This is a genomic window from uncultured Rothia sp., from assembly GCF_963507905.1.
Taxonomy (GTDB): domain Bacteria; phylum Actinomycetota; class Actinomycetes; order Actinomycetales; family Micrococcaceae; genus Rothia.
Genome location: NZ_CAUOUU010000012.1, coordinates 1 through 22,103, shown reverse-complemented (window position 1 = coordinate 22,103; position 22,103 = coordinate 1). Strand labels below are relative to the sequence as shown.

Below are 22,103 nucleotides of genomic sequence, written 5' to 3'. Positions count from 1 at the left end.
ATGGCTGATAAGACTTTGAAGAACCTGCAGCGGGTTATTTTCCCGAGCGCTGTTGAGACTGACGTTGTGCCCCTGTACGTGGATGCGAGTGTCGCGACCGGCGTTCAGCTGCCCACCCGTATTGATGGCGATGCTTCGACCTCCATTGCGGAGGCGATGAACACCTCCGGTCAGTCTGTCTCGAGCGCCAGCGCAAACCGCGACGCCGCGAATAACCTGAACAGCCGCCGTTCCATTACCGTGAGCGCGGGTCAGAGCCTGTCTTTCGGTACGTACTTCAACGCGTTCCCCGCGTCGTACTGGCGCCGTTGGACTGACCTGAAGAAGGTCGTGCTGAGCGTTCAGACTCGTGGCGAGGGCATGGTCATTGTGTACAAGTCCAATGGCCGTGGCGTGATTCAGCGCGTGGATGCGAAGCTGCTCTCCGGCGAGGAGACCAACACCTTCACCCTGCCCCTGGCACCGTTCGGTGACGGTGGCTGGTACTGGTTCGACCTGGCGGGCACTACTGACCTTGAGCTGGTTGAAGCGAACTGGCTGGGCGACATTGAGCCCCGCGCAGACGTGAAGGCTGGTCAGGCGACCGTGCAGATTACCACCATGAACAAGGTGGAGTACTGCATCAACAACATTCGTGCTCTGGGTGAGAGCCCCGAGATTTTCGATGCTGTGCACGAGTTCCTGATTGTGGATCAGGGCACCCAGAAGGTGCAGGACCACGAGGACTTTGAAGAGGTCGTGAAGCCTCTCTCCGGTAAGTTCCGCATCATTAACCAGGGTAACCTGGGCGGTTCCGGTGGCTTCTCGCGCGGCATGTTTGAGGCCGTCAACAACGGTTCTGACTACGTGCTGCTGCTCGATGATGACGTCATCGTGGAGCCCGAGTCGATTCTGCGTATGGTGACCTTCGCGAACTACTGCAAGGAACCCACCATCGTGGGTGCGCACATGTTCGACATGTTCGACCGCTCGGTCCTGCACGCATTCGGTGAGGTTGTTGACCCGTGGCGTAACTTCTACGCTAAGCCGCACGATGACATGGCGATGGGCCACAACCTGGGCCACCACAACCTGCGTAACACCCCGTGGCTGCACCGCCGCGTGGACGTGGACTACAACGGCTGGTGGATGTGCCTCATCCCGACCGCCGTCATCAAGGAAATCGGTCTGTCCCTGCCCCTGTTCCTGAAGTGGGATGACGCTGAGTACGGTCTGCGCGCTAAGGCTGCAGGCTTCGCTACCGTGTCCTTCCCCGGCGCGGGCGTGTGGCACGTTTCCTGGACCGATAAGGATGACTCGGTCGGCTGGCAGGCGTACTACCACGAGCGCAACCGCCTCATTACCGCACTGCTGCACTCGCCCTTCGATAAGGGTGGCCGCGTGCTGCTGGAGTCCCTGTTCTTGGACGTCAAGCACACCCTGTCCATGCAGTACTACACTGAGGCTGGCCGCCTGATGGCGCTGGAGGATCTGCTCTCCGGCCCCGAGCACCTGCACCCCTCGCTCTCGCAGCGTCTGCCGGTGATTCGTGCGATGGCTAAGGAGTACCCGGAGTCTCAGGTGAAGCCGAACGTGGATGACTTCCCGGCTATTCAGACGAAGAAGCCTCCGTTCCGTGGCCGCCGTTCCTTCGCGTCCCCCGGTTACAAGAAGCTTGCTTCCTGGACCGCGAAGACTGTTGCTCGTCAGCTGTTCAAGCCGGTGAGCGAAGAGGCGAAGGCTCACCCGCAGATTCAGCTGAACTACGGTGAGACCAACTGGTGGACCCTGTCGAAGTTCGATTCGGCTCTGGCGACTAACGCTGAGGGTACCGGCCTGTTCTGGTACCGCCGCGACCCCGAGCAGCTGAAGTCGAAGCTGGCACAGGCTGCTAAGCTGCACGTCCAGCTGGTGACCGGCTGGGAGAAGCTGCGTGAGCAGTACCGTTCGAAGGCGGCCGAGGTCGCATCCTACGATGCGTGGGCTAAGACCTTCGCTGAGCATACGGATTCTGAGCTGACCCGATGAGCGATCTGAAGTCTGTTCCCCTGAAGGCGCCCGGTCGCGGCCGCGGCATCCTGGATGCGATGAAGAATCGCTACCTGCTTCGACTTCTGGTTGATAAGGAAATCCAGGTTCGCTACCGCGGCTCGGTGCTGGGTATTCTGTGGTCCTACATTAAGCCGGGTGTGCAGTTCCTGGTGTTCTACATTGCCATGGGTCTTTTCCTTGGTCTGGAACGCGGTATGCACAACTACGCTGTGTATCTTTTCTCGGGCATGATTGCCATTAACTTCTTCTCGGAGGGTTTTGGTAATGGTGCTCGCGCCATGGTGGTTAACAGCGCTCTGATTCGCAAGATTTATCTGCCGCGTGAGCTGTTCTCGCTGTCGACGGTGTGGGTGGCTCTGGTGCATTTTGTGCCGCAGATTGTGGTCATGCTCCTGGCATGCTTTGCGGTGGGCTGGCATCCGTCCTTGTTGGCTTTTGAGTCGATTCTGGCGGGCATGCTCATCGTGATGCTGCTGTCCTACGGTCTGGGTCTGATTTTCGGTGTGGCTAACGTGTTCTTCCGCGATTCGGAGAACATTGTGGACATGCTGCTGATGGTGGCTACCTGGTTCGCCCCGGTGCTGTACTCCTGGACCATGGTGCGTGACACTCTCTACCCGTGGGTGTTCAACGTGTTCATGATGAACCCGCTGACCGTTGCGGTGGAGCTGTTCCACTATGGCTTCTGGCATCCGACGCTCCGTCCTGAGGATTTGGCGCTTCCTGCTTCGCAGGTGGTCCCGCATCTCTTCAGCTTCTGGACTCCGATTGCCATTGGTATTTCTCTGCTGACCGTTTTGATTGGTGATTTGCTCTTCCGTAAGTTTGAGGGCAACTTCGCCCAGGAGCTCTGATTCTGTGGATATTAAGAAGCTTGAGTTCCCTCCGGTGAGCCCGGACGCTCCCGTGGTGATTCACGTGGAGAACCTGGTGAAGCGCTTCGTTTTGCGCCACACCCGTTCGATGAAGGAAGCTTTTGTTTGGCTGATTAAGGGCCGCAAGGGTGATCTTTCGGAGAAGTTCAATGCGCTCAACGGCGTGAGCCTGGATATTCGTCAGGGTGAGCGTGTGGCTCTGCTGGGTCTGAACGGCTCGGGTAAGTCTACGCTGCTGAAGATGATTTCTGGCGTGATGCGCGCTGATGAGGGTGAGGTTCTCACTCGCGGCAATATTGCGGGTCTGATTGAGGTGGGCGCTGGTTTCCACCCGGATCTGACTGGCCGCGATAACGTGTACCTCAACGGCGCTATCTTGGGTATGACCAAGGAAGAGATTGAGGCTTCCTTCGATTCGATTGTGGATTTCGCTGAGATTCACGACTTTATCGATACTGAGGTGAAGTTCTACTCTTCGGGTATGTACCTGCGCCTGGCGTTCTCGGTTGCGGTTCACACGAACCCGGATATCTTCCTGGTGGATGAGATTCTTGCGGTGGGCGATGAGCCGTTCCAGAAGAAGTGTATTGCGAAGATTCAGGAGCTGTGCTCTGCCGGTAAGACTCTTGCCGTGGTGAGCCATGACCTGGATTTGGTGTCGAAGATTTGTGACCGCGGCGTGGTGCTGGAGCACGGTAACCTGCGTTTTGACGGTCCGATTAAGGAAGCTGTGAAGGTGATTCGTGGCGGCGACTAACCGCTAGATGTATCGCTTGTGATGGGGCGTGTATTCCCGATGGGGGAGTGCACGCCCCTTTGCTGTGCCCGAATATTGTTGCTTCGGGATGGGGTGCGAGGCTTCAAGATGGCGGCTGCGGGCTCTTTAAGACGAAATGTTACGTGTGCACCAAGTGCAATATAGTCGCGGTCAGGGGTGGGTGGTTTGAGATGCGCGCAGGCAGCTGTTCTGTGAGTCACAGCTGACTAGGTGTTTTGAATTTTGATGCACTTTAGGTAACGATATGTGTGATTCTACGCATCAAAAATACTCAAATACTATACTCGTAAATATTAAGGGGCGTTTTATTACATTTTGATAAATTTGATGCTTTGACGCTAGGGTGATGGTGGCATTGATGTATCAATGCTTCACCGTATTCCACACAACCACACCACACACAGCATCGGATCACTTCAATGGAGAACACCGTACTGGATACCCGGGCGGAGCATCTAACTCTGCTCGAAGAAAATATCCGCGAGGCAATGCGCCACCGCAGCCTGGACCCGCACGAGGACCAGCACGCCGTTCGCGGGCTCATTGACGAGCACCTGAGCGATTACGAGCAGCGGCGTACCCGCATCTCCCTGCCCGATTTGGGCGACCGTGACTCCGTGGCCCAGCGCCTGCATGACGAAATCTGCGGCTTCGGCGTGATTCAACCGTTCCTGGATGATGAGAGCGTTGAAGAAATCTGGATCAACTCTCCCGATGAAATCTTTATTGCCCGCAATGGCGAGAGCGAGCTGACTGGCCTGCACCTGAGCGCCGAGGCGATCAATAGCCTTCTGGAGCGTATGCTCAAGCCTTCGGGCCGCCGTGTGGACCTTTCCTCCCCGTTCGTTGATGCATCCCTGCCGGACGGCTCCCGATTGCACGCGGTGATTCCGGACATTACCCGCAAGCACACGAGCATCAATATCCGTAAGTTCGTGGTGCGTGCCCGCCGCCTGCCCGACCTGGTGCGCATGAACTCGCTGAGTGCCGGCGCGGCGGCCCTGCTACACGCTGCGGTGGAGAGCGGCATGAACATCCTCGTTTCGGGTGCGACCCAGGCGGGTAAGACCACGATGCTGAACTGCTTGTCGGCGTCCATTCCGCCGCGTGAGCGTGTGATTACCTGCGAAGAAATTTTTGAGCTCGCGGTTCCACTACGCGATGTGGTGGGTCTGCAGTGCCGCCAGCCGAACCTTGAGGGCACCGGCGCCATTGAGCTGCGCCGCCTGGTCAAAGAGGCGCTGCGTATGCGCCCGGACCGCATCCTTATTGGTGAGGTGCGTGAGGCGGAATCCCTGGACATGCTCATTGCGCTCAATGCTGGTCTGCCGGGCATGTGCACGATTCACGCGAACTCGGCACGTGACGCGGTGACGAAGATTTGTACCCTGCCGCTGCTGGCGGGCGAGAATATTTCCTCGGCGTTCGTGGTGCCGACCGTAGCGTCCTGCTTTGACATTGTGGTGCATTGCGGTCGCGATTCGCGCGGTCAGCGTCAGGTCGAAGAAATCAGCATGCTGGGTGGCCGCGTTGAGGACGGCGTGATTGAGATGTCCCCGCTGTTTGTGCGCCGTGATGGCCGGATGGTGTGCGTGGCGTTGGAGCTGCCGAACCCGGATCGTTGGGTTCGTGCCGGTCACCGTCCCGAGCAGGTGCTGGCTGCGGCGAAGGCGGGTCAGTAATGCCTCTGTTTCTGAGCCTGATTTTGGGGTTGGGCGTCTGCCTGATTTACCTCTCCTGCTTTCCTGATAACGGCAAGCCGCCGAAGCCGAGTAATGACCCGGCGCTGGTAATTGCTCTTCGTAAGGCGGGCATGCATTCGTTGACGCCTCGCACGTTCATGTGGGTGAGCGTCGCCAGCGGTGTGACTGCCTCGGTGCTGTTGCTGATGGTCACTCAGCTACTGCCGTTGGGTCTGCTGGGCCTGATTGGCGGTTTTGTGGCGCCCCGCGTGGTCGTGAATCATCGTGCCCGCGCGGCGGATGCCCGCATTTGGCAGTTGTGGCCGGATGCGGTGGACCACCTGCGTTCTGCGATTCGTGCGGGCCTGTCCCTGCCGGAGGCGCTGATTCAGCTCTCCTACCGCGGCCCGGAAGAGCTGCGTGATGCTTTCGCTCATTTCTCTCGTGATTACCGCGCGTCGGGTGAGTTCGTGCCCTCGCTGAACCGTTTGAAGGAGTACCTTTCTGACCCGGTGGCGGACACCATTATTGAGGCGTTGAAGATTGCCCGCGAGGTGGGCGGTTCGGACCTGGGTAAGCTGCTGGGCACGCTGAGTGATTTTCTGCGTGAGAATGCGCGTACCCGTTCGGAACTTCTGGCTCGCCAGTCGTGGACTGTGAATGCGGCTCGTCTCTCCTGCGTAGCGCCGTGGTTTGTGCTGTGCCTGATGGCGACTCAGCCTGCCGCGCGCATGGTGTATAACTCGTTTGCCGGTGCGATGCTGATGATTGCCGGTGCCGCTATTTCTTTGGCGGCGTACCGTCTGATGCTGCGTATTGGTGAGTTGCCGCGTGAACGGAGGGTTTTCGGATGAACCTGCCTCTGATTTTTGGTCTGCTGTTGGCGACCGGCGTGGGTCTGATTCTTTCCTCGGTGCTGAATACTCGCAGTATTTCGTTCTCTGATCGTGTGGCATCGCAGCTGCGCGGTGAGACTTTGCGTGAGTCGCTGTTGAAGGAGCAGGAGCGCCGTGAGCCGAGCCTGTTGGAGGCGATTTCGGCGTTCTGTGCGCCGCTGCTTCGTTCGCTATCTTCGTCGTTGAGCGGTTCGTCGCTGAGTGATAGTTCGGTGCAGGAGCGTCTGCGCCGCGCGGGTTCTTCGCAGAGTGTGAGCGCGTTTCGTGCTGAGCAACTGCTGTGGGCGCTTGCCGGTGTGACCGTCATGAGCGCCCTGACCGTTATCGGTGTGGTGCAGGAGCGTTTCTCCATCCTGGTGGCTCTTGTACTGGTGCTGGTGAGCGGTTTGAGCGGCTTTCTGGCGCGTGACTGGTGGCTGGGCGAGGCAGTGACTAAGCGTGAGAAGCAGCTGGTCGCTGAGTTCCCGGCGCTGGCGGAGATGATGGCTCTGTCGGTGACGGCGGGCGAATCGGCGCTAGCGGCTTTGGAGCGTATCTGTCTGACTTCGCGTGGCGAGTTGGCTCGCGAGTTTTCTGAGATTTTGGCGCAGACCCGCACCGGTGTTTCGCTCTTGAGCGCGTTGCAGGAGTTCGCGGAGCGTACTCGCGTGCCGGCGTTGAGCCGCTTCGTTGAGGGTATTGCTGTTGCGATTGAGCGCGGCACCCCTCTGGCTGATGTGTTGCGTGCGCAGGCTCAGGATGTGCGCGATAACGCTAAGCGTGAGCTGATGGAAACAGCCGGTAAGAAGGAGATTGCGATGCTCGCCCCGGTGGTGTTTTTCATCCTGCCGCTGACCGTCATTTTTGCGGTCTTCCCGGGCCTGTCGCTTATGCGTTTGAACTTTTAGATTTTGCGGCGGGTACACACCGTACCGGCTGCACCGCGGTGGGCTGGGCTGATTGCCCGGCGCGCCGCACCAACCACACACTACACCCTTTGATAGAAGGAGAAAATCATGTTCCGTCGTTTCCGCACCACCCTCACCGTGCTGATTGCCCTGGCTGTCGCATCCGTGCTGGCTCTGCGTCTGAAGAACAAGCAGGATGACCCCGAGCGCGGCGACGTGCCCGGCTGGGTCATGATCACCATGATGAGCGCCGTGCTGGTTGCCGCTATCCTGGCGATTGCTCAGCCCGCTCTGACCAAGATGTTCAACGATGCGATTGCTCTGGTTCACCAGTAATGCGTATGCCCCGCTTCGCTTCTGAGCTGACTGCCGCTGAGCTCTCCTCCGCGGAACATTCTGTGGAGGATAGCGAGCGCGGTGACGCCAGCACGGAATTCGTCATGGTCGGTGCGCTGTTGGTGTTGCTGACCATGGCGATTCTGCAGGTTTCTTTCGCCCTGTATGCACGAACCATGTTGGTGGATGCTGCGGCGGCTGGGGCACGTTACGGTACGATGCGTGACCGCACTCCGCAGGAGGGCATGGAGCGTACCCGTCAGCTGATTGAGGGGGCTCTTCCGTCTTCCTACGCTGAGAATATTTCGTACCGTCAGAGTAGTGATTCTACGGGGGTGCGCACCTTGGAGGTGACGGTGAAGTCTCCGTTGCCGGTGCTGGGTCCGTGGGGTTTTCCGGATTCTATTGAGGTGAAGGGGCATGCGATTTATGCGGAGCATCGTTCCGGTGATTAGTGGCTTTTCGCTTCGGCAGCGTGTGAAGGAACGCCTGAAGAGCCGCTCTGATCGGCATCTTTCTGATCGGCCTCGTTCTAACGAGCACAGCCGTGAAGAGGGTAGCGCCATTGTGGAGTTCCTGGGCTTGGGTATTACTCTGCTCATCCCGGTGCTCTACGGTATTCTGACGATTTTTAGCTTGCAGTCTTCGGTGATGGCGGCTCATGCGGCGAGCGCCCAGGTGGTGCTGTACGTGCAGGAGCAGCCGCAGGATTCGTCTGTCGGTCCTGATTTGGCTCAGCGTCTGGCGGTGCATGCTGCCGCGGATTACGGGGTTGAGCCCTCCGATGTGAGCGTGTCATTGAGCTGTCCGTCGGGGGAGTGCGTCTCAGGTACGAAGGCGTACGCCACGGTGACGGTTCAGGCACGTCTGCCGTTGCTACCTTCGTTTATGGGTGGCGGCGTGATTCCGGTGAGTTCTCACGCGACGAGTTGGGGGTCTGGTCATGCTGATTCCTAATGGTTCGCCCGCTCGCCTGTTATCGCCGGCTCGCCTGCTTTCCTCGGTGCGGGAGCGCTACGCTAACGCATGCCGTCGTACCCGTCTACAGGCTCGTGCCCGTGCGCAGAGCCGGGCGCTCGCCTCAGACCCGTTTGCCTCAGACCCGGAAGAGGGCAGTATTGCCCCGCTGATTGTGGGCATGTTGGCGTTGCTTCTGCTCATCGGTTCGGTGACAGTGGCGATTACGGGTGCGTATCTGCAGACTCAGCATCTGCAGGATATGGCGGACGCTCAGGCGAACTCGATTACCCGCACGATGCGCACTCCGGATGAGGCGAGTGGTTCGGCGGCGTGGGAGTATGCGAGTGCGTACTTGGCTGAGGTTCAGCCGGGGCAGGATTTTCAGGCGTTGCGTCTGGAGAATGTGTCCGTGGATTCTGATCAGAGCGTGCACGTGTACCTGTCGGCTCGTATTCGTCCGCCGCTGCTGTCGATTCTGGTGCCTGATGGTATTGAGGTGACCGCTCATGGTTCGTCGCGTTTGAAGACGAGCCAGGGCCCGTCCACCGATTAGTGCGTCCATCAACGGCGCACGGGCGTAACGGCGCACGGGCGTAACGGCGCACTCGCTTATTGGTGTGTTGTGAGCCCCATAGACTGCGAGGGCGCATCCGCAAGGTAGTGTAACGGCTAGCGGATGCGCCCTCGTTTTATGCCTTTTTATGTCTTCGTTGCGCGGCTTCTGCCCTCTAACCACCCTGTCCTTCTGCGCTGTGGGCTGTTGCGGGCTGTAACGGCGGGACTTTCTGGCCGTTTCGCGATAGTGTTAAAGGCTATGGCATCCTTCGACTTTTCTGCTGAGATTAAAGAGCTTCGCGCGATTTTCACCTCTATTGCTGCTGTGAGCGATATTGAGGGGATTGAGCGCGCCATTGAGGACCTGTCTGCGCAGGCTGCCGCGCCCGATTTGTGGGATGACGTGGAGAACGCGCAGAAGGTGACGAGCGCACTGTCGTATAAGCAGTCGGAGCTGAATCGTCTGCGGTCGCTGTCTTCTCGCATTGATGATGTTGAGGTGATGGTGGAGCTTGCCGAAGCGGAGGATGAGGAGACTGCCGCCGAGCTGCTCGCTGATGCTGAACGCGAGTGCGCTGAAATCCGCGCCAAGCTGGAAGAGCTTGAGGTGCTGGTGCTGCTCTCGGGTGAGTACGATCAGCGTGAGGCTGTGGTGACGATCCGTTCGGGCGCCGGCGGCGTGGATGCTGCTGATTTCGCGGAGATGCTGCTGCGCATGTACCTGCGTTGGGCGGAGAAGAACGGATACCCGACGAAGGTTCTGGACACCTCCTACGCTGAGGAGGCGGGCCTGAAGTCGGTGACCTTCGAGGTGAACGCACCGTACGCTTTTGGCCGCCTGTCGGTGGAGGCGGGTACTCACCGCCTGGTGCGTATTTCGCCGTTTGATAATCAGGGCCGCCGCCAGACCTCGTTCGCGGCGGTTGAGGTGATCCCTCTGATTGAGCAGACGGATGCTATTGAGATTCCCGAGTCTGAGATTAAGGTGGATGTGTTCCGCTCCTCGGGCCCGGGTGGTCAGTCGGTGAATACGACGGATTCGGCGGTGCGTATGACTCACTTGCCGACCGGTATTGTGGTGTCGATGCAGAATGAGAAGTCGCAGTTGCAGAACCGTGCGGCGGCTTTGCGTGTGCTGCAGTCTCGCTTGTTGCTGTTGCGTAAGGAGCAGGAGGATGCGAAGAAAAAGGAGCTTGCCGGTGATATTAAGGCAAGCTGGGGTGATCAGATGCGCTCCTATGTTCTGCATCCGTACCAGATGGTGAAGGATCTGCGTACCGGCTATGAGGAGGGTAATACCTCTAATGTTTTGGATGGCGGTTTGAACGCCTTTATTGATGCTGGTATTCGCTGGCGTGCTTCGGGGCGCGCGGCTGAAGAGAGCTAAGACGTATAAGGATTGAGTGATGGCTCAGAAAAAGAAGAAAGACGCGAAGAAGGACCCGAATAACGCGATTATTGCCCAGAATAAGAAGGCTCGCCACAACTACAACATCGTGGATACCTATGAGGCGGGTATTGTTCTGCTGGGTACTGAGGTGAAGTCTCTGCGTGAGGGTGGCGCGTCCATTGTGGACGGTTTCTGCCAGGTGACCGATAACGAGATGTGGCTCGAGGGTATTCATATTGCGGAGTATGGTTACGGCACGTGGACGAACCATGCGGCTCGTCGTCGCCGTAAGCTGCTGCTGCATCGTTCTGAGATTAACAAGCTGGCGCAGAAGCTGAAGGAGACCGGTTACACGGTGGTTCCGTTGAAGCTGTACTTCTCGAATGGTCGTGCGAAGGTTGAGATTGCCCTGGCGACCGGTAAGCGTGAGTACGATAAGCGCCAGGCTTTGCGTGAGCGTCAGGATGACCTGGAGGCGCGCCGCGCGATGCGTTACCGCAACCTCGGCTAAAGCTGAGGCAACGGCCGGGGTGCACGGCTGCTCCAGGAACTTGCCGGTAGGGTCTAGGCGCGGTTCCTCGCGTATAATGGTTGAAAATTCGCGGTGTACCGCGAGCACCATACGTTTTTGAGGAGACACATGTCTGAGAACCCGAACTACCAGCAGAACCCGGGCGAGTTCATCCCCGCACCGCAGCAGGCACCGGCATACAACATGCAGGGCGGCTACCCCGGCTACCAGCCGACCCCGAGCTCGGCTCTGGCGATTGCTTCGCTGATCCTGGGTGTTATTGGTCTGCTGTCTGGCTGGCTGATTTTCGGTGGCGTGCTGGGTCTGGTTGGCGTGATTCTGGGTATTGTTGCCCTGGTGAAGGTGAAGAACGGCACTGCCTCCGGTAAGGGCATGGCGATTGGTGGTATTGTCACCGGTGCGCTGGGCATGATTGTTGCTGTTGTTGTGCTGATTCTGGGCTTGATTGGCATTGGCATGCTCGGCGACTGCGCTGAGAAGGCCGTGCAGGATTCGAACGGCAACTACGTGTGCACCATTCACGGTGAAACCATGACGATGAGCCCCGATGAGTACAAGATGTACCGCCGTTAAATCGCATTGAGTCTTTGAAGCTTGAGGGACCGAATAGTGTTGAACTATTCGGTCCCTTGCTCTTTTTCTGCGCTGATTCTGCCCGATTGATGGATTCTGGGGGATGATTCTGGAATCTTGGACTTCACAGATGACCCAAATGACGGCTTATTTATATAATGGAACCGAACTCAGCGCGCAATGGTGCGTTGGGCGAGTATAAATTGTTCGCTGCAACTGTGAAGGAAAGAACGACGGATGTCTGAGAATAACTACGGAAACAACCAGGGGAACGCACAGAACCCCTACGCTGCTCAGCAGCCTAATTCTTCCGCCCAGGGCTCGTACGGTCAGGATTACGGCCAGGCTCCTTCGGCACAGAACACCTACGGCCAGGATTACGGTCAGAGCGCATCCGCTCAGAACACCTACGGCCAGACTCAGCAGCAGAACGCTACTCCGCAGAACTCGGCCCAGCAGAACCAGTACGGCCAGTTTGGTGCGCAGCCCTCTTCGCAGAATGCTTACGGTCAGAACGCCGCCCAGGGTGCTTCGGCTCAGGGTGCTGCAGCGCAGAACACCTACGGCCAGGCTCAGCCCGCCCAGCAGCAGTACGGCTACGGTCAGGACGCTTCCTACCAGGCGCAGCCTGCTCAACAGAACCAGTACGGTTACGGCCAGGACGCCTCCTACCAGGCGCAGCCCGCTGACTACAACTACCAGCAGAACTCTTACCAGCAGCAGCCTCAGCAGGATGCTTACGGTTACGGTCAGCCCGCAGGTTACCCGTATGCGGCTCCCGTGACGAAGAAGGCTCCCGGCATGGCGCTGGCGGCGATGATTCTCGGTATTGCGGCTGTGCTGACCGGTTTCTTCGTGTTTGGCGCTCTGCTGGGTATTGCCGCAATCATTCTGGGTGTGCTGTCCCTGAAGAAGGTCAAGGAAGCTGGTGCAGGTAAGGCATTCGCGCTGACCGGTATTATCACCGGTGCGGTGTCTGTCCTGATTTCGATTTGCATGCTTTTCGTATTCATTTCTTTCTATCAGACCACTCAGAAGTGCCTTGAGGTTGGTACCGAGGACGGTCACGGTAACGTGGTCTGCCAGATTGGTGACAACCCGAACAACCGCATGACTGTTTCTGCGCGCCACTAAGGTTTGACCGCCTAGCACGGTACACGAACGGGGTGAGGCTCCCAGAATATCTGGGGTGCCTCACACCCCGTTTGCTGTGCCCGTCGTTGAGCCGGGTGTGTGCGGTGGAGGAGCGCTCGCCGGGTTCTCTGCAGGTGTTCTCTGTAAGTATCCGCCGGCTGTGTTCTCTGTCAGTGAGAGCGTCGTGTGTGCGGGGTGGGGGACTTGCACGCCGTTAAACACCTCGGATATACTGAATCTCTACCGTGTTTGAATGGCACCGCGGCATCAAGGTATGTTGAGGAAAACTTTCAGAGGACGGTGGGCTTTTTGATAAAAGCATAGGGGGATGATCGGTTTCGACGATGTGAGTTGAGATGGGTGAAGCGTGCCGAGGATGCAGGGTTATCTCGTTAACGCCCTCTGCAAAAAATTAAGTGCAGAATCTAAGCGCACTGACTTCGCACTCGCTGCCTAAGCGCGAGTTGCCGTCTGTCGGCCTGAGCATGCCTTTGGCTCAGTTACCGGCATCGACTTAAAAGGCCACTGCTGCTAGCCCTTGTTGCGGGGGCTGGCGGGACTTTTACGTGACTAGGTTCGTCGGTATATGTGTTTATGCAAGTACCGGAGCTGAAAAGTAGCGTTCGCATAAACTGCGCACGGAGAAGCCCCGTTGACGCCACATCGGACCGGGGTTCGATTCCCCGCATCTCCACGATCTCCCAACCGTCCGCTCACCTTCACGGGTGTGTGGCGGTGATTATCGGTTCCACTCCAGAGGATGAACCGCGGTAGGTTTCTACCACCCGGCAGGACGCCTCACGGCGTCACCTGCCGGGTATTTTTATGCCCAATTGGTCGGTCCTGTATTGCCGGTCTGTTCTGGAATGTACCGGCGTGCCCGAGGGTGCTCATGTGACCGCATTGTAATGAGAACGCCATCAGAGAATGACGACTCATATGTCGTTGACTTCGAGGGCCTGTCTATCTCTCCTCATCCGTTCGAGGGACGATATCGGGGTAGCTGGTCCTCATTCAGAGACTACCTCACTGACGAAAATAAGGATGAGTGGCACAGCTGACTCGACAAAGATGTGTGCTATTTCGATGGGGCTGTCTATGAGCGAAATGCACGCTTTGAGTACAGCACCATCAATGTCTCGGATAGGAAGGTTTTCAGCTTTGCCTTGCTATGAGCCTCAGCCCGATATCCGTCGCCCACATGGTAATTTGGGTCTTGCCTCCCCGCTAGAAGTATTTGATATCGATAATGTTGTCAATGATGATACACTCAGGTGGTCAGACACCGATTATGGGACAGATTCTGAGGCTTACTGAACCCAGCAGCCTACATTGTTCCTAGGGGTTCAGAATCGACCGATTTATTGTGACATGGGTAGCAAAGGAGCGGCGATGGCGGAGGACCTTACCGAAAATCAGGTGCGCGACAAGGCCAGGGGAATCCTCGACTTCGAGGACAAGCCGGGGGTCGTCTCTGGCGTCGGACAGCTCATGACGTTCAACCGGGTGGGCTTCAAGGGTGTGGCGGACAAGCCGGACGGGTGGTATCTGCCCGACAACGTGAACGACCCCGCCGTCGTGCTGGAAACCAAGGCCAGCCGCATCGTGCTCAAAAAAGACCAAGTCGATGAACTGCTCAAGAACATACGCATCCTCATAGGCTCAAGGATATGGGCTATCAGATGTTTCATACGGCGATTCATTCGGTTCTGTCGAAATGGCTTGAGAGCGCCGCAACCAAAACACGAAGATTGACATCCTGCTGGAGGAGTATTCCAACATCAAGATGAACACGACGGACAATCAGAAGGCAATCAATGATTTCATTGATTGGGTGATTGAGATTAAAGAGTTTCTCTGTGAATTGCTGGAAGCGATGTACGAAGAACTTCCTGTTCCGAAAAAGAAGAAGTGAGAATAATATGAGCAGAACGGAAAATGTTGAATTGACGGTATTGTGTCTCATCACGGATGGGGACAGAATGCTCCTTCAGAACAGAGTAAAAAATGACTGGCAGGGATATACGCTTCCAGGCGGTCATGTGGAACCGGGAGAATCTTTCGTTAATGCGGTTATCCGTGAAATGAAAGAGGAAACGGGGCTGGATATAAAGAATCCACGGCTTGTGGGTGTGAAGCAATTTCCAATCAAGGACGGACGCTATGTTGTTATTTTGTTCAGGACTAACGAATATAGCGGGACGGTCATGTCTTCTGACGAGGGTCAGATGGAATGGGTGGAAAGCAATCGCCTATCAGAGATAAACACGGTCGATGATTTTGAGGATTTGATGCGAGTAATAAACGATCCGGCTCTGACGGAATTTCAGTACCTGGTCGATGGGGATACATGGACAGTCTCTATAAAATAGTATGAGTACACGAGGTTGAAAAATGAGCAGACCCATAACAACTTTATTTATGCTTATGTCGGTAGACGGCAAAATCAGCACAGGCTCCTCGGACGAATTGGATGTAGATAAGGATTATCCTACTATAACTGGCGTGTCGGAAGGCTTGCATCAATCACTATGATTTTGCTCCTGAGAATGGGAGCCCAAGACTGAGCTGGAAACAGTAGAGTCGTAGATACCGACAAAATATCCGGCATCCTCCGTTGTCTCACAGAAAGCAATGGTGGCCTCCGTAATACCAGCCTTGGAAGAGGTCCAATGCGTGCGAAGAATATATTTACACTAGGATTTTTTCTCACTATTGTTCCGGTGTTCTGGGTGATTATCTCATTTGCCAGAGACGGGGAGTTCTTTAATCCAGTATCAATTCTAAGTGCAATTTTAGGAGGTCTTTTGGTTACTTTTGCAGCCAGAAAGACGCTTGAGAGTGATTCAAAGTTCCCTAAGGGACCCCCTAAAGGACCTAGTGTGTAAAACATCGCTTAGAAGTTTCTACGTGGTCAACGAGATGTGGTAGCAGTTTTAAAACTGCTGCCACATCTTGCTGTATATGTAAATGTAATATATGAGTCTTTTATCTTGGTTTGGTCGTAAATCGCCTGCTCCATCAGCACCACAGAACACCTGTCTTTGACGAACACCGAGTTCTTCGCTTCTCCCACGACGTCGGGTAAGACGGTGACGGAACGCTTTGCGATGCAGATGACCGCCGTCTACGCCTGCGTCCGCATCCTGGCCGATGCCGTCGCCTCGCTGCCGCTCCACCTCTACCAAGAGAGGGCGGGTACTACGGTATGCCCAATTGTCGGTCTGTTCTCGGGTGTACCTGCGTGGGTGTATCGGCGTGCCCGAGGGTGCTTAGGTGACCGCATCGTAATGAAGACGTCATCAGAGAAGACGAAAACGCACCCTATGCCGTAGTATCGAAGGGTAGATATCGTTGTTCGGCGTTGATTGTTCATTCAATCTCACCGGTAACATTCGAGAGCAACCGCAGAGCCACAGATTAGCCGGTCATAGGGATGCCGCCGCTACGATGCGGTAGCTACATACCCGCTATGACGACCACTCAAGGACACACCATGGAAAACCAGATTCCCGCCCCCTCCTTCCCGGAGCAGAACAATGCAAACTCCCCGCAGCCGGTACCTGCAGGCGTCGCACCCGGCGCTCCCCTCGGCGCAGCACCCGCACCCGCCCTGGGCGTGGCACCGGCTAACGTGCGCGACCGCGACGACAGCTACCAGCGCATCCCGGACATCTACCGGGTGCCGGCTGAGCACCGCCGCCCCTACGGCGAGACCACCGGCGACTTCCGCGGCCCCGGCTACTTCTACTCCATCGGCGCGTTCGGTGCCTCCCTGGGTGCCCTGGCGCTGACCCTCTACGCGTGGGTTCAGGTAGCGGCACTCCACTCTGAAGCAACGCTCAACTCCCGCGGTTACAGCTCCTCTGCATATAGCTCCGGTCTGAGCCCCAACATCATGGTGATTGCTCTGCTGCTCGTGGGCCTAATCCCGGTAGGCGTGTCTATCTGGCTCGCCATCTACTCAGCGAAGGTGAACGCCGGTCACACCACCAAGTACACCTCGAAGATGACGACCTTCAACATTCTGGCGTACATCATCTCGGGTCTGAGCCTGCTGGGTCTGCTCGGCACCCTCACGATGCTGTCCTAAAACAGGCAACGCTTGCTCTCATAGCGATACATAGCGAGGCGGCGGCTTTCCACTTACCGGAAAGCCGCCGCCTCGCTATATTGTCACCGTCACCGGGGAGGGGGGGAGTGCAGGCTAGGGTTGGGGCGCGAGCGCCTCCAGCACCTGCTGCTGGACCGCCGCAGTATTACTTGCCACCAGGGACACCGGGCGCACACCGGCGGCCGAAACGCCCGCGTGCTCGGGCAAATCACCCTCCAGGGTGGAGGCGACGCCGCCAGCCTCACGAATCAGCGGCAGTAGCGCCGCCACCTCATAGAAAGACAGGGATGCGTCCATGACGGTGTCCACGGCACCCTCAGCGAGCATACACGCCGCCCAGAACGAACCGTACGCGCGGGAACGACCCACTGAACCCAGAAGCTGTACAAGCTCGCCAGAGCGGTCCACAGCGCCTTCAGAGGCTGCCTTCCAGGAGGAGAGGTCGGTGTACGCGGCAGACAGCTGATCCAGCTGAGTCAGCGAAGACACCTCAAGACGAGTCGCCTGCGCCAAGGACTTACCCGTGTACGCGCCCGAGCCGCGAGCAGCCCACCAGCGGCGACCCAGCGCGGGTGCAGACACTACACCCACCACCGGCTCACCCTGATCCAGCAAAGCAATCAGAGTCGCCCACACCGGCACGCCGCGGCGAAAATTATCCGGCTCAGCAATCGGCGCAATCACCCACTGGCGCGCCGCCTGACCGTTATAGCCGGCATGCGCACCGGCAATACCGTCACGAGTACGCACACGCGACAGCTGCGCGCGCAGAAGCTCCTCAACCTCCTGAGCCACACTCGAGGCGTAATCGTCAGGCTCCTGCACCGGCACCTGCGGCTCTGCGGGCTGCTGAGCAGCCTGCTGCCACGGCGCCAACGGTGCCGCAGCGGGTGCAGCCTCGGGGGGCTCTACCACCTCGGAAGCGGGGGAGAAGACCGGGCGGTCACGAAAACGCATGGCGCTCACACGATCGACGCTATCGGCAAGAATATGCGCAAGACGCAAATCGTCGGTGTACTGCTGGGGACGGCTCATAGTAATGCTCTTCTTCAATATTCGGTGATGTAGTCAGCAAAAATGTGCGTGTAGTGCTGTGTGCAGTGCAGGGGAGAGAACCTAGACGAGAGCGCCCAGTTCCTTCTCCGAATCGCCCTCTTCAGGAGTCAACAGCAGTAGCTTACGCAAGGAGTCCAGGCGGGCGGGACCGCTCTCACCGGCGTGACCGGCAGCAACGTACGCCTCCAGACCGCACTCGGGAGCCTGCGCCGCGTGAGTACACGCCTTCGGGCAATCCGCCGCACCGGGTGCCAGGTCCACGAACGCCTCCACGACGGTCTCCGGCGGCACATGCGCCAGACCGAAAGAACGAATACCCGGAGTGTCAATAATCCAGGTGCCTGGCTCCATCGGGTCGCCGTTCGCATTCACCGGACGCAACGCCAACGCCGACGAGGACGTGTGGCGGCCACGGCCCGTCACCGCGTTCACATGACCGGTCGCACGCTCAGAGCCGGTCAGCGCATTCACCAGGGTCGACTTACCCACACCCGAATGGCCCAGAAGCACCGACACCTGACCCAACAGCTCCTGCAGAAGCTCCTGAACCGGTGCCGACTCCAAACCGGCAGCGCCCTCCTGACTCGGCGCCAAACCATCCGAAGACGAAGACAGCACAATTTTCAAACCGCTCGCCGCATAGTAATCCAGCAGGTTCTGCGGGTACCGCACATCGGTCTTCGTAATGCACAGGATCGGCTCAATCCCGGCGTCAAACGCCGCCACCACGGCACGGTCAATGAAGCCGGTGCGCGGCTCCGGGTTCGCCGCAGCAACCACAATCACCAGCTGCTGAGCATTCGCCACGACCACGCGCTCCGACGGGTCGGTGTCATCGGCGCTACGGCGCAGAATCGAGGTGCGCTCGCCCAGACGCACAATGCGTGCCAGGGTATCCTTCGCGCCGGAGGTGTCACCCACCAGGTCCACAAAGTCGCCGGTTACAATCGCGGTGCGGCGCAGCTCCTTAGCGCGCGCCGCAATGAGGGTACGCTCCTTCTCGGTACCCTCATCAACGACGACCGACCAGCGGCCGCGGTCCACAGTAATGACCCTGCCACGAATCGCTTCTTTGAAGGTCGGGCGGTCCTTCGTGCGGGGGCGGGAGCCCTTCTTGTTCGGGCGCACGCGCACATCCGACTCATCCCATTCGGAGAAATCGCGCACGTTCATGCGGGAAGAACCCATTTAGAAGACCTCCTGGTTGGCGGTAACGTCAGAGGTGGAAGCGCCGGCCTGCCATTGCGCCAGCATGTCCTCCCACATTGCGGTAAATTCGGGCATGGTCTTAGCCACGGTGGCTACGTTCTGCACCACCACATTGGGGCGGCGCAAACCAATAATCGCCGCGAAGGTTGCCATGCGGTGATCGTCGTAGGTGCGCGCCAGAACCGGCGCAACCTCCGCGGCAGCGGGGATGGGCGCCTCAATCACCAGCGAATCGGCGGTGTCGTGGGCGGCACCTCCCAGGCGGTTAATCTCAGCGGCGAGCGCTGCGAGGCGGTCCGTCTCATGACCGCGCAGATGCGCAATGCCGGTCAGCTCAACGCGGCCCTTCACGAAAGCACAAGCAGCCGCCATAGTCGGCGCCAACTCGCCACCGGCAGACAGATCAAAGGAGAAGTCACCCTCGGGAAGCTGCGCGGGACCGGTCACGGTCAGACGGCCCTCAGCGTAGCGAACCTGCGCACCCAGCGCGGGCAGAAGCTCACGCCACATATCGCCCACCTGGGTCGTACCCGCCGAAGAGTCAGCCGCGGGTGCAGGCCAATGAGGAATAGTCACCGACTCGCCGGTAACCACGGCGGCGGCAAGGAACGGACCGGCATTCGACAGATCAGGCTCAATGGTCATCTCAAATCCGGGGAAAGAACCGGGATGAACCATCCAACGGTACTCGCCGCTCTCTGCTTCATTGGCTTGGTTCGGGTAGTGCTCCTGCACCTCGATGCCCATCTGGCGCAGTGCCTCCACGGTCATCTGAATGTGCGGGATGGACGGCACCGAAGAACCCTCGTGCACCAGCACCATACCCTGCGGTAGGCGAGGCGCCATCAGCAACAGAGCCGAAACGAACTGGGACGACGTGGAAGCATCAATACGAACCACGGGCGCCTCAGAAACACTCTCTACGCTCGCCAGACCGGGGGAGCGCAGCACGAAGGGCAGAGCGTTCTCGCCCTGCTCACAATCCACCTGCACACCCAGCTGACGCAGACCCTCCAGAACAGGACCCATCGGACGCTGACGGGCGTGCGGGTCACCGTCAAAAGCGAACTCACCCGGCAGCAGCGCCGCCAGGGCGGGCACAAAACGCATCACGGTACCGGCAAGACCGCACTCAATCGACACCGGCTGAGCGGAATCGGCCTGCGCCTGAGCAGAATGCGTTTCCACAAAGTTCAGGGGAGTGACCTTAACATCTGGACCGAACGGCGAATCGGTCGGCACCAGCTCAATACCCGCACCCAGCTGACGCAGCGCCTCAATCATCAGCGCCGAATCGCGCGAATGCAGCGGCGCACGCAAGTACGAGGGGGAATCAGCCAGAGCAGCAAGTAACAGATAACGGTTCGTGAGCGACTTAGAACCCGGAATATGCGCCAGCGCGTTCTTGCCAGCGGCTTCGCTGGAGGCGGGTGCCAGGGGAGCGGGCCAATCACCGGGGGAAAGCTGCACTGCTGCGTCGCTCATACATCCTCTTCTGGTTCAAATCATGGGGAGGGCGCAGAATCAGAGAGGCTGCGCCGGTTGACGTCTACCCCTATTCTACCGGTTGAGGGTTTGCGAGCCGCTGAGGGCTCCAGCGATGAGATGGGCAGCGCGAGCCAGACAACACGGACCAGACAGCGCGAACCAATCAATACGCGTAAAGGCGGTGCACCGTTATTGGTGCACCGCCTTCACTCATCATCAGATGTCTATACCCCCAGCGGGGCAACAGCTTGAGGCAGCTTAGAGGTTAGCCTCGGCGCAGAACTTCTGCACATCCTGCAGTAGACGCGCCTTCAGCTGCTCGGGCGCCTGCTGAGCGCACGAAGAACGCATCTTCTCACGAATCATCAGCTCAAAGTCCTTCACATCCGCGCAGTCGGGGCAGGCATCCAGATGTGCCTGAACCGTGCGCAGCTGCTCGGGGCTCAGCTCCCTATCGAGGAATTCGTAGAGGTGCTTGAGAGACGACGAGCAGGGCTGGCCGCCGCAATCCTCCAGCGGCTCAGAAGCCGCGGAGGCTTCGGGGACAGAAGAATTCTTGTCTGTGGTTGACATCGGGGTTCCTTTCACACGGAAGGTATAAAGCGTTAGGGGAGTCTAGCCCCAACCTGATGGGGGGGGCTAGATTACGTGGAGAAGAGCGAAACTAAGAATCTGCAGGCACCTTGGAGCCAGAGCCCGCCGGCGGGGACTTTACGCCCTTGGCCGTCTTAGTGCCCTTGGTAGCCTTTGCCGGCTGCCCCTTAGCGCTCGCCTTCGCGGCTGCTTTCGCCTCAGCCTTCGCTTCTACCTTTGCGATGGTTGACGGGCGCAGACCGTTCTCACGCGCATAATCGAGCAGCTTCTCACGCAGAATACGGCGGCCACGATGCAGACGAGACATCACCGTGCCCAGAGGGATATCCAGAATCTCCGCAATATCCTTGTACGCGAACCCCTCCACATCGGAGTAGTACACCACCATGCGGAAATCCTCAGACAGCTCGTTCAGAGCCTCACGAACCTCCGTATTCGGCAGGGCACTCAGCGCCTCCGCCTCGGCAGAACGCAGACCCACCGCATCATGCTCACCGGCCTGAGCCAGCTGCCAATCCTCCACCGTCTCACCCTGAGACTGCTGCGGCTCACGCTGACGCTTACGGTACAAATTGATGTACGTATTCGTCAGGATGCGGTACAGCCACGCCTTCAGGTTCGTACCCTCGGTGAACTGGTGGTACGAAGCAAAAGCCTTCATGTAGGTTTCCTGCACCAAGTCTTCAGCATCGGCAGAGTTGCGGCTCATCCGCAGGGCGGCAGCGTAGAGCTGATCCACATACTGCATAGCGTCCGCGGTAAAGCGTTCGCGCAGCTCGCGGGTATCCGCTGCGGTGTTGGTTTCAGCCATGTTTCTCCTCTACAGGAACGCGCCAGGCGTTCACTTCCATAACGTAGAATTCTTCTCTTTATTCCGCAGAATGCGCACAAACATCTGCGGGTAAAGCAAAACCCCGGGTCCGAATAATATCCGAAACGCCGGGGTTTTAAAGTGTATGCAAGATACCTTATGCGTTGGGGCGCTTACCGTGGTTTGCGCCGCCCTTACGACG

Annotated in this window: 22 protein-coding genes, 1 other RNA gene and 1 pseudogene; 19 read left to right on the top strand and 5 right to left on the bottom strand. The window is 58.2% G+C overall.

Annotated elements, in window-relative coordinates; all coding sequences use genetic code 11:
- The 19 genes and pseudogenes from RQ593_RS07745 (at position 1) to RQ593_RS07660 (ending at position 16,722) form a co-directional block, all read left to right on the top strand.
- Entirely contained in the window at positions 1-2,007 is a 2,007-nt protein-coding gene (locus tag RQ593_RS07745) for a glycosyltransferase (protein WP_049352623.1), read from the top strand.
- Positions 2,004-2,885 carry an ABC transporter permease gene (locus tag RQ593_RS07740; RefSeq protein ID WP_049352622.1) on the top strand — a complete coding sequence of 294 codons (882 nt, stop codon included), beginning with the start codon at positions 2,004-2,006 and terminating at the stop codon, positions 2,883-2,885. Before RQ593_RS07745 ends, RQ593_RS07740 begins: the two co-directional genes overlap by 4 nt.
- Before the next feature lie 4 nt (positions 2,886-2,889).
- Complete coding sequence (locus RQ593_RS07735) at positions 2,890-3,663, top strand: ABC transporter ATP-binding protein (RefSeq protein WP_049337844.1); 774 nt, start codon at positions 2,890-2,892, stop codon at positions 3,661-3,663.
- A gap of 440 nt (positions 3,664-4,103) precedes the next feature.
- Positions 4,104-5,366, top strand: coding sequence for a CpaF family protein (locus RQ593_RS07730; protein ID WP_303987098.1), 1,263 nt, complete (start codon positions 4,104-4,106; stop codon positions 5,364-5,366).
- Complete coding sequence (locus tag RQ593_RS07725) at positions 5,366-6,220, top strand: type II secretion system F family protein (protein WP_049354294.1); 855 nt, start codon at positions 5,366-5,368, stop codon at positions 6,218-6,220. The genes RQ593_RS07730 and RQ593_RS07725 overlap by 1 nt, the downstream gene beginning before the upstream one ends.
- Positions 6,217-7,149 carry a type II secretion system F family protein gene (locus RQ593_RS07720; protein WP_049345773.1) on the top strand — a complete coding sequence of 311 codons (933 nt, stop codon included), beginning with the start codon at positions 6,217-6,219 and terminating at the stop codon, positions 7,147-7,149. Before RQ593_RS07725 ends, RQ593_RS07720 begins: the two co-directional genes overlap by 4 nt.
- Before the next feature lie 108 nt (positions 7,150-7,257).
- On the top strand, positions 7,258-7,485 hold the full coding sequence (locus tag RQ593_RS07715) for a hypothetical protein (RefSeq protein WP_070676030.1): 228 nt from the start codon (positions 7,258-7,260) through the stop codon (positions 7,483-7,485).
- 5 nt (positions 7,486-7,490) lie between these two features.
- Positions 7,491-7,940 (top strand): TadE family protein, encoded by a 450-nt coding sequence (locus tag RQ593_RS07710; protein WP_397545902.1) that lies wholly within the window; start codon positions 7,491-7,493, stop codon positions 7,938-7,940.
- A complete protein-coding gene (locus RQ593_RS07705; RefSeq protein WP_311450246.1) occupies positions 7,906-8,442 on the top strand; it encodes a pilus assembly protein TadE in 537 nt (178 codons plus the stop codon). The genes RQ593_RS07710 and RQ593_RS07705 overlap by 35 nt, the downstream gene beginning before the upstream one ends.
- A complete protein-coding gene (locus tag RQ593_RS07700) occupies positions 8,429-8,998 on the top strand; it encodes a pilus assembly protein TadG-related protein (protein WP_083297895.1) in 570 nt (189 codons plus the stop codon). Before RQ593_RS07705 ends, RQ593_RS07700 begins: the two co-directional genes overlap by 14 nt.
- A gap of 261 nt (positions 8,999-9,259) precedes the next feature.
- Positions 9,260-10,387: a peptide chain release factor 2 gene (prfB, locus tag RQ593_RS07695; RefSeq protein WP_005508590.1), complete on the top strand. Its 1,128-nt coding sequence runs from the start codon at positions 9,260-9,262 to the stop codon at positions 10,385-10,387.
- Positions 10,388-10,406: 19 nt separating this feature from the next.
- Entirely contained in the window at positions 10,407-10,901 is a 495-nt protein-coding gene (gene smpB / locus RQ593_RS07690) for an SsrA-binding protein SmpB (RefSeq protein ID WP_304276502.1), read from the top strand.
- Positions 10,902-11,030: 129 nt separating this feature from the next.
- On the top strand, positions 11,031-11,495 hold the full coding sequence (locus RQ593_RS07685) for a DUF4190 domain-containing protein (RefSeq protein WP_049342185.1): 465 nt from the start codon (positions 11,031-11,033) through the stop codon (positions 11,493-11,495).
- Between the two features lie 237 nt (positions 11,496-11,732).
- The gene (locus tag RQ593_RS07680; RefSeq protein ID WP_311450245.1) at positions 11,733-12,629 is read left to right on the top strand and encodes a DUF4190 domain-containing protein; all 897 of its coding nucleotides are present in this window, start codon (positions 11,733-11,735) and stop codon (positions 12,627-12,629) included.
- A 324-nt stretch (positions 12,630-12,953) separates the two neighbouring features.
- Positions 12,954-13,326: a transfer-messenger RNA gene (gene ssrA, locus RQ593_RS07675) on the top strand.
- A 695-nt stretch (positions 13,327-14,021) separates the two neighbouring features.
- Positions 14,022-14,384: a hypothetical protein gene (locus RQ593_RS07670; RefSeq protein WP_311450244.1), complete on the top strand. Its 363-nt coding sequence runs from the start codon at positions 14,022-14,024 to the stop codon at positions 14,382-14,384.
- A gap of 167 nt (positions 14,385-14,551) precedes the next feature.
- The gene (locus RQ593_RS07665) at positions 14,552-15,001 is read left to right on the top strand and encodes an 8-oxo-dGTP diphosphatase (RefSeq protein WP_049333302.1); all 450 of its coding nucleotides are present in this window, start codon (positions 14,552-14,554) and stop codon (positions 14,999-15,001) included.
- Positions 15,002-15,688: 687 nt separating this feature from the next.
- Positions 15,689-15,817 (top strand): annotated as a pseudogene (locus RQ593_RS09470) (phage portal protein); the annotation flags it as partial.
- A gap of 308 nt (positions 15,818-16,125) precedes the next feature.
- Positions 16,126-16,722 (top strand): hypothetical protein, encoded by a 597-nt coding sequence (locus RQ593_RS07660; protein WP_070614994.1) that lies wholly within the window; start codon positions 16,126-16,128, stop codon positions 16,720-16,722.
- A 114-nt stretch (positions 16,723-16,836) separates the two neighbouring features.
- Here the strand turns inward: RQ593_RS07660 and RQ593_RS07655 are convergent, their stop codons facing one another.
- The 5 genes from RQ593_RS07655 to RQ593_RS07635 form a co-directional block, all read right to left on the bottom strand.
- A complete protein-coding gene (locus RQ593_RS07655) occupies positions 16,837-17,778 on the bottom strand; it encodes an inositol monophosphatase family protein (protein ID WP_311450243.1) in 942 nt (313 codons plus the stop codon).
- Positions 17,779-17,859: 81 nt separating this feature from the next.
- Positions 17,860-18,987, bottom strand: a complete 1,128-nt coding sequence (rsgA, locus tag RQ593_RS07650; RefSeq protein ID WP_070604484.1) for a ribosome small subunit-dependent GTPase A — start codon at positions 18,985-18,987, stop codon at positions 17,860-17,862.
- Positions 18,988-20,493 carry a 3-phosphoshikimate 1-carboxyvinyltransferase gene (gene aroA, locus RQ593_RS07645; RefSeq protein WP_311450242.1) on the bottom strand — a complete coding sequence of 502 codons (1,506 nt, stop codon included), beginning with the start codon at positions 20,491-20,493 and terminating at the stop codon, positions 18,988-18,990.
- A 261-nt stretch (positions 20,494-20,754) separates the two neighbouring features.
- Positions 20,755-21,069, bottom strand: coding sequence for a mycothiol system anti-sigma-R factor (rsrA, locus tag RQ593_RS07640; protein WP_070599437.1), 315 nt, complete (start codon positions 21,067-21,069; stop codon positions 20,755-20,757).
- A gap of 91 nt (positions 21,070-21,160) precedes the next feature.
- On the bottom strand, positions 21,161-21,901 hold the full coding sequence (locus RQ593_RS07635) for a sigma-70 family RNA polymerase sigma factor (RefSeq protein ID WP_311450241.1): 741 nt from the start codon (positions 21,899-21,901) through the stop codon (positions 21,161-21,163).
- Positions 21,902-22,103: the final 202 nt, after the last annotated feature.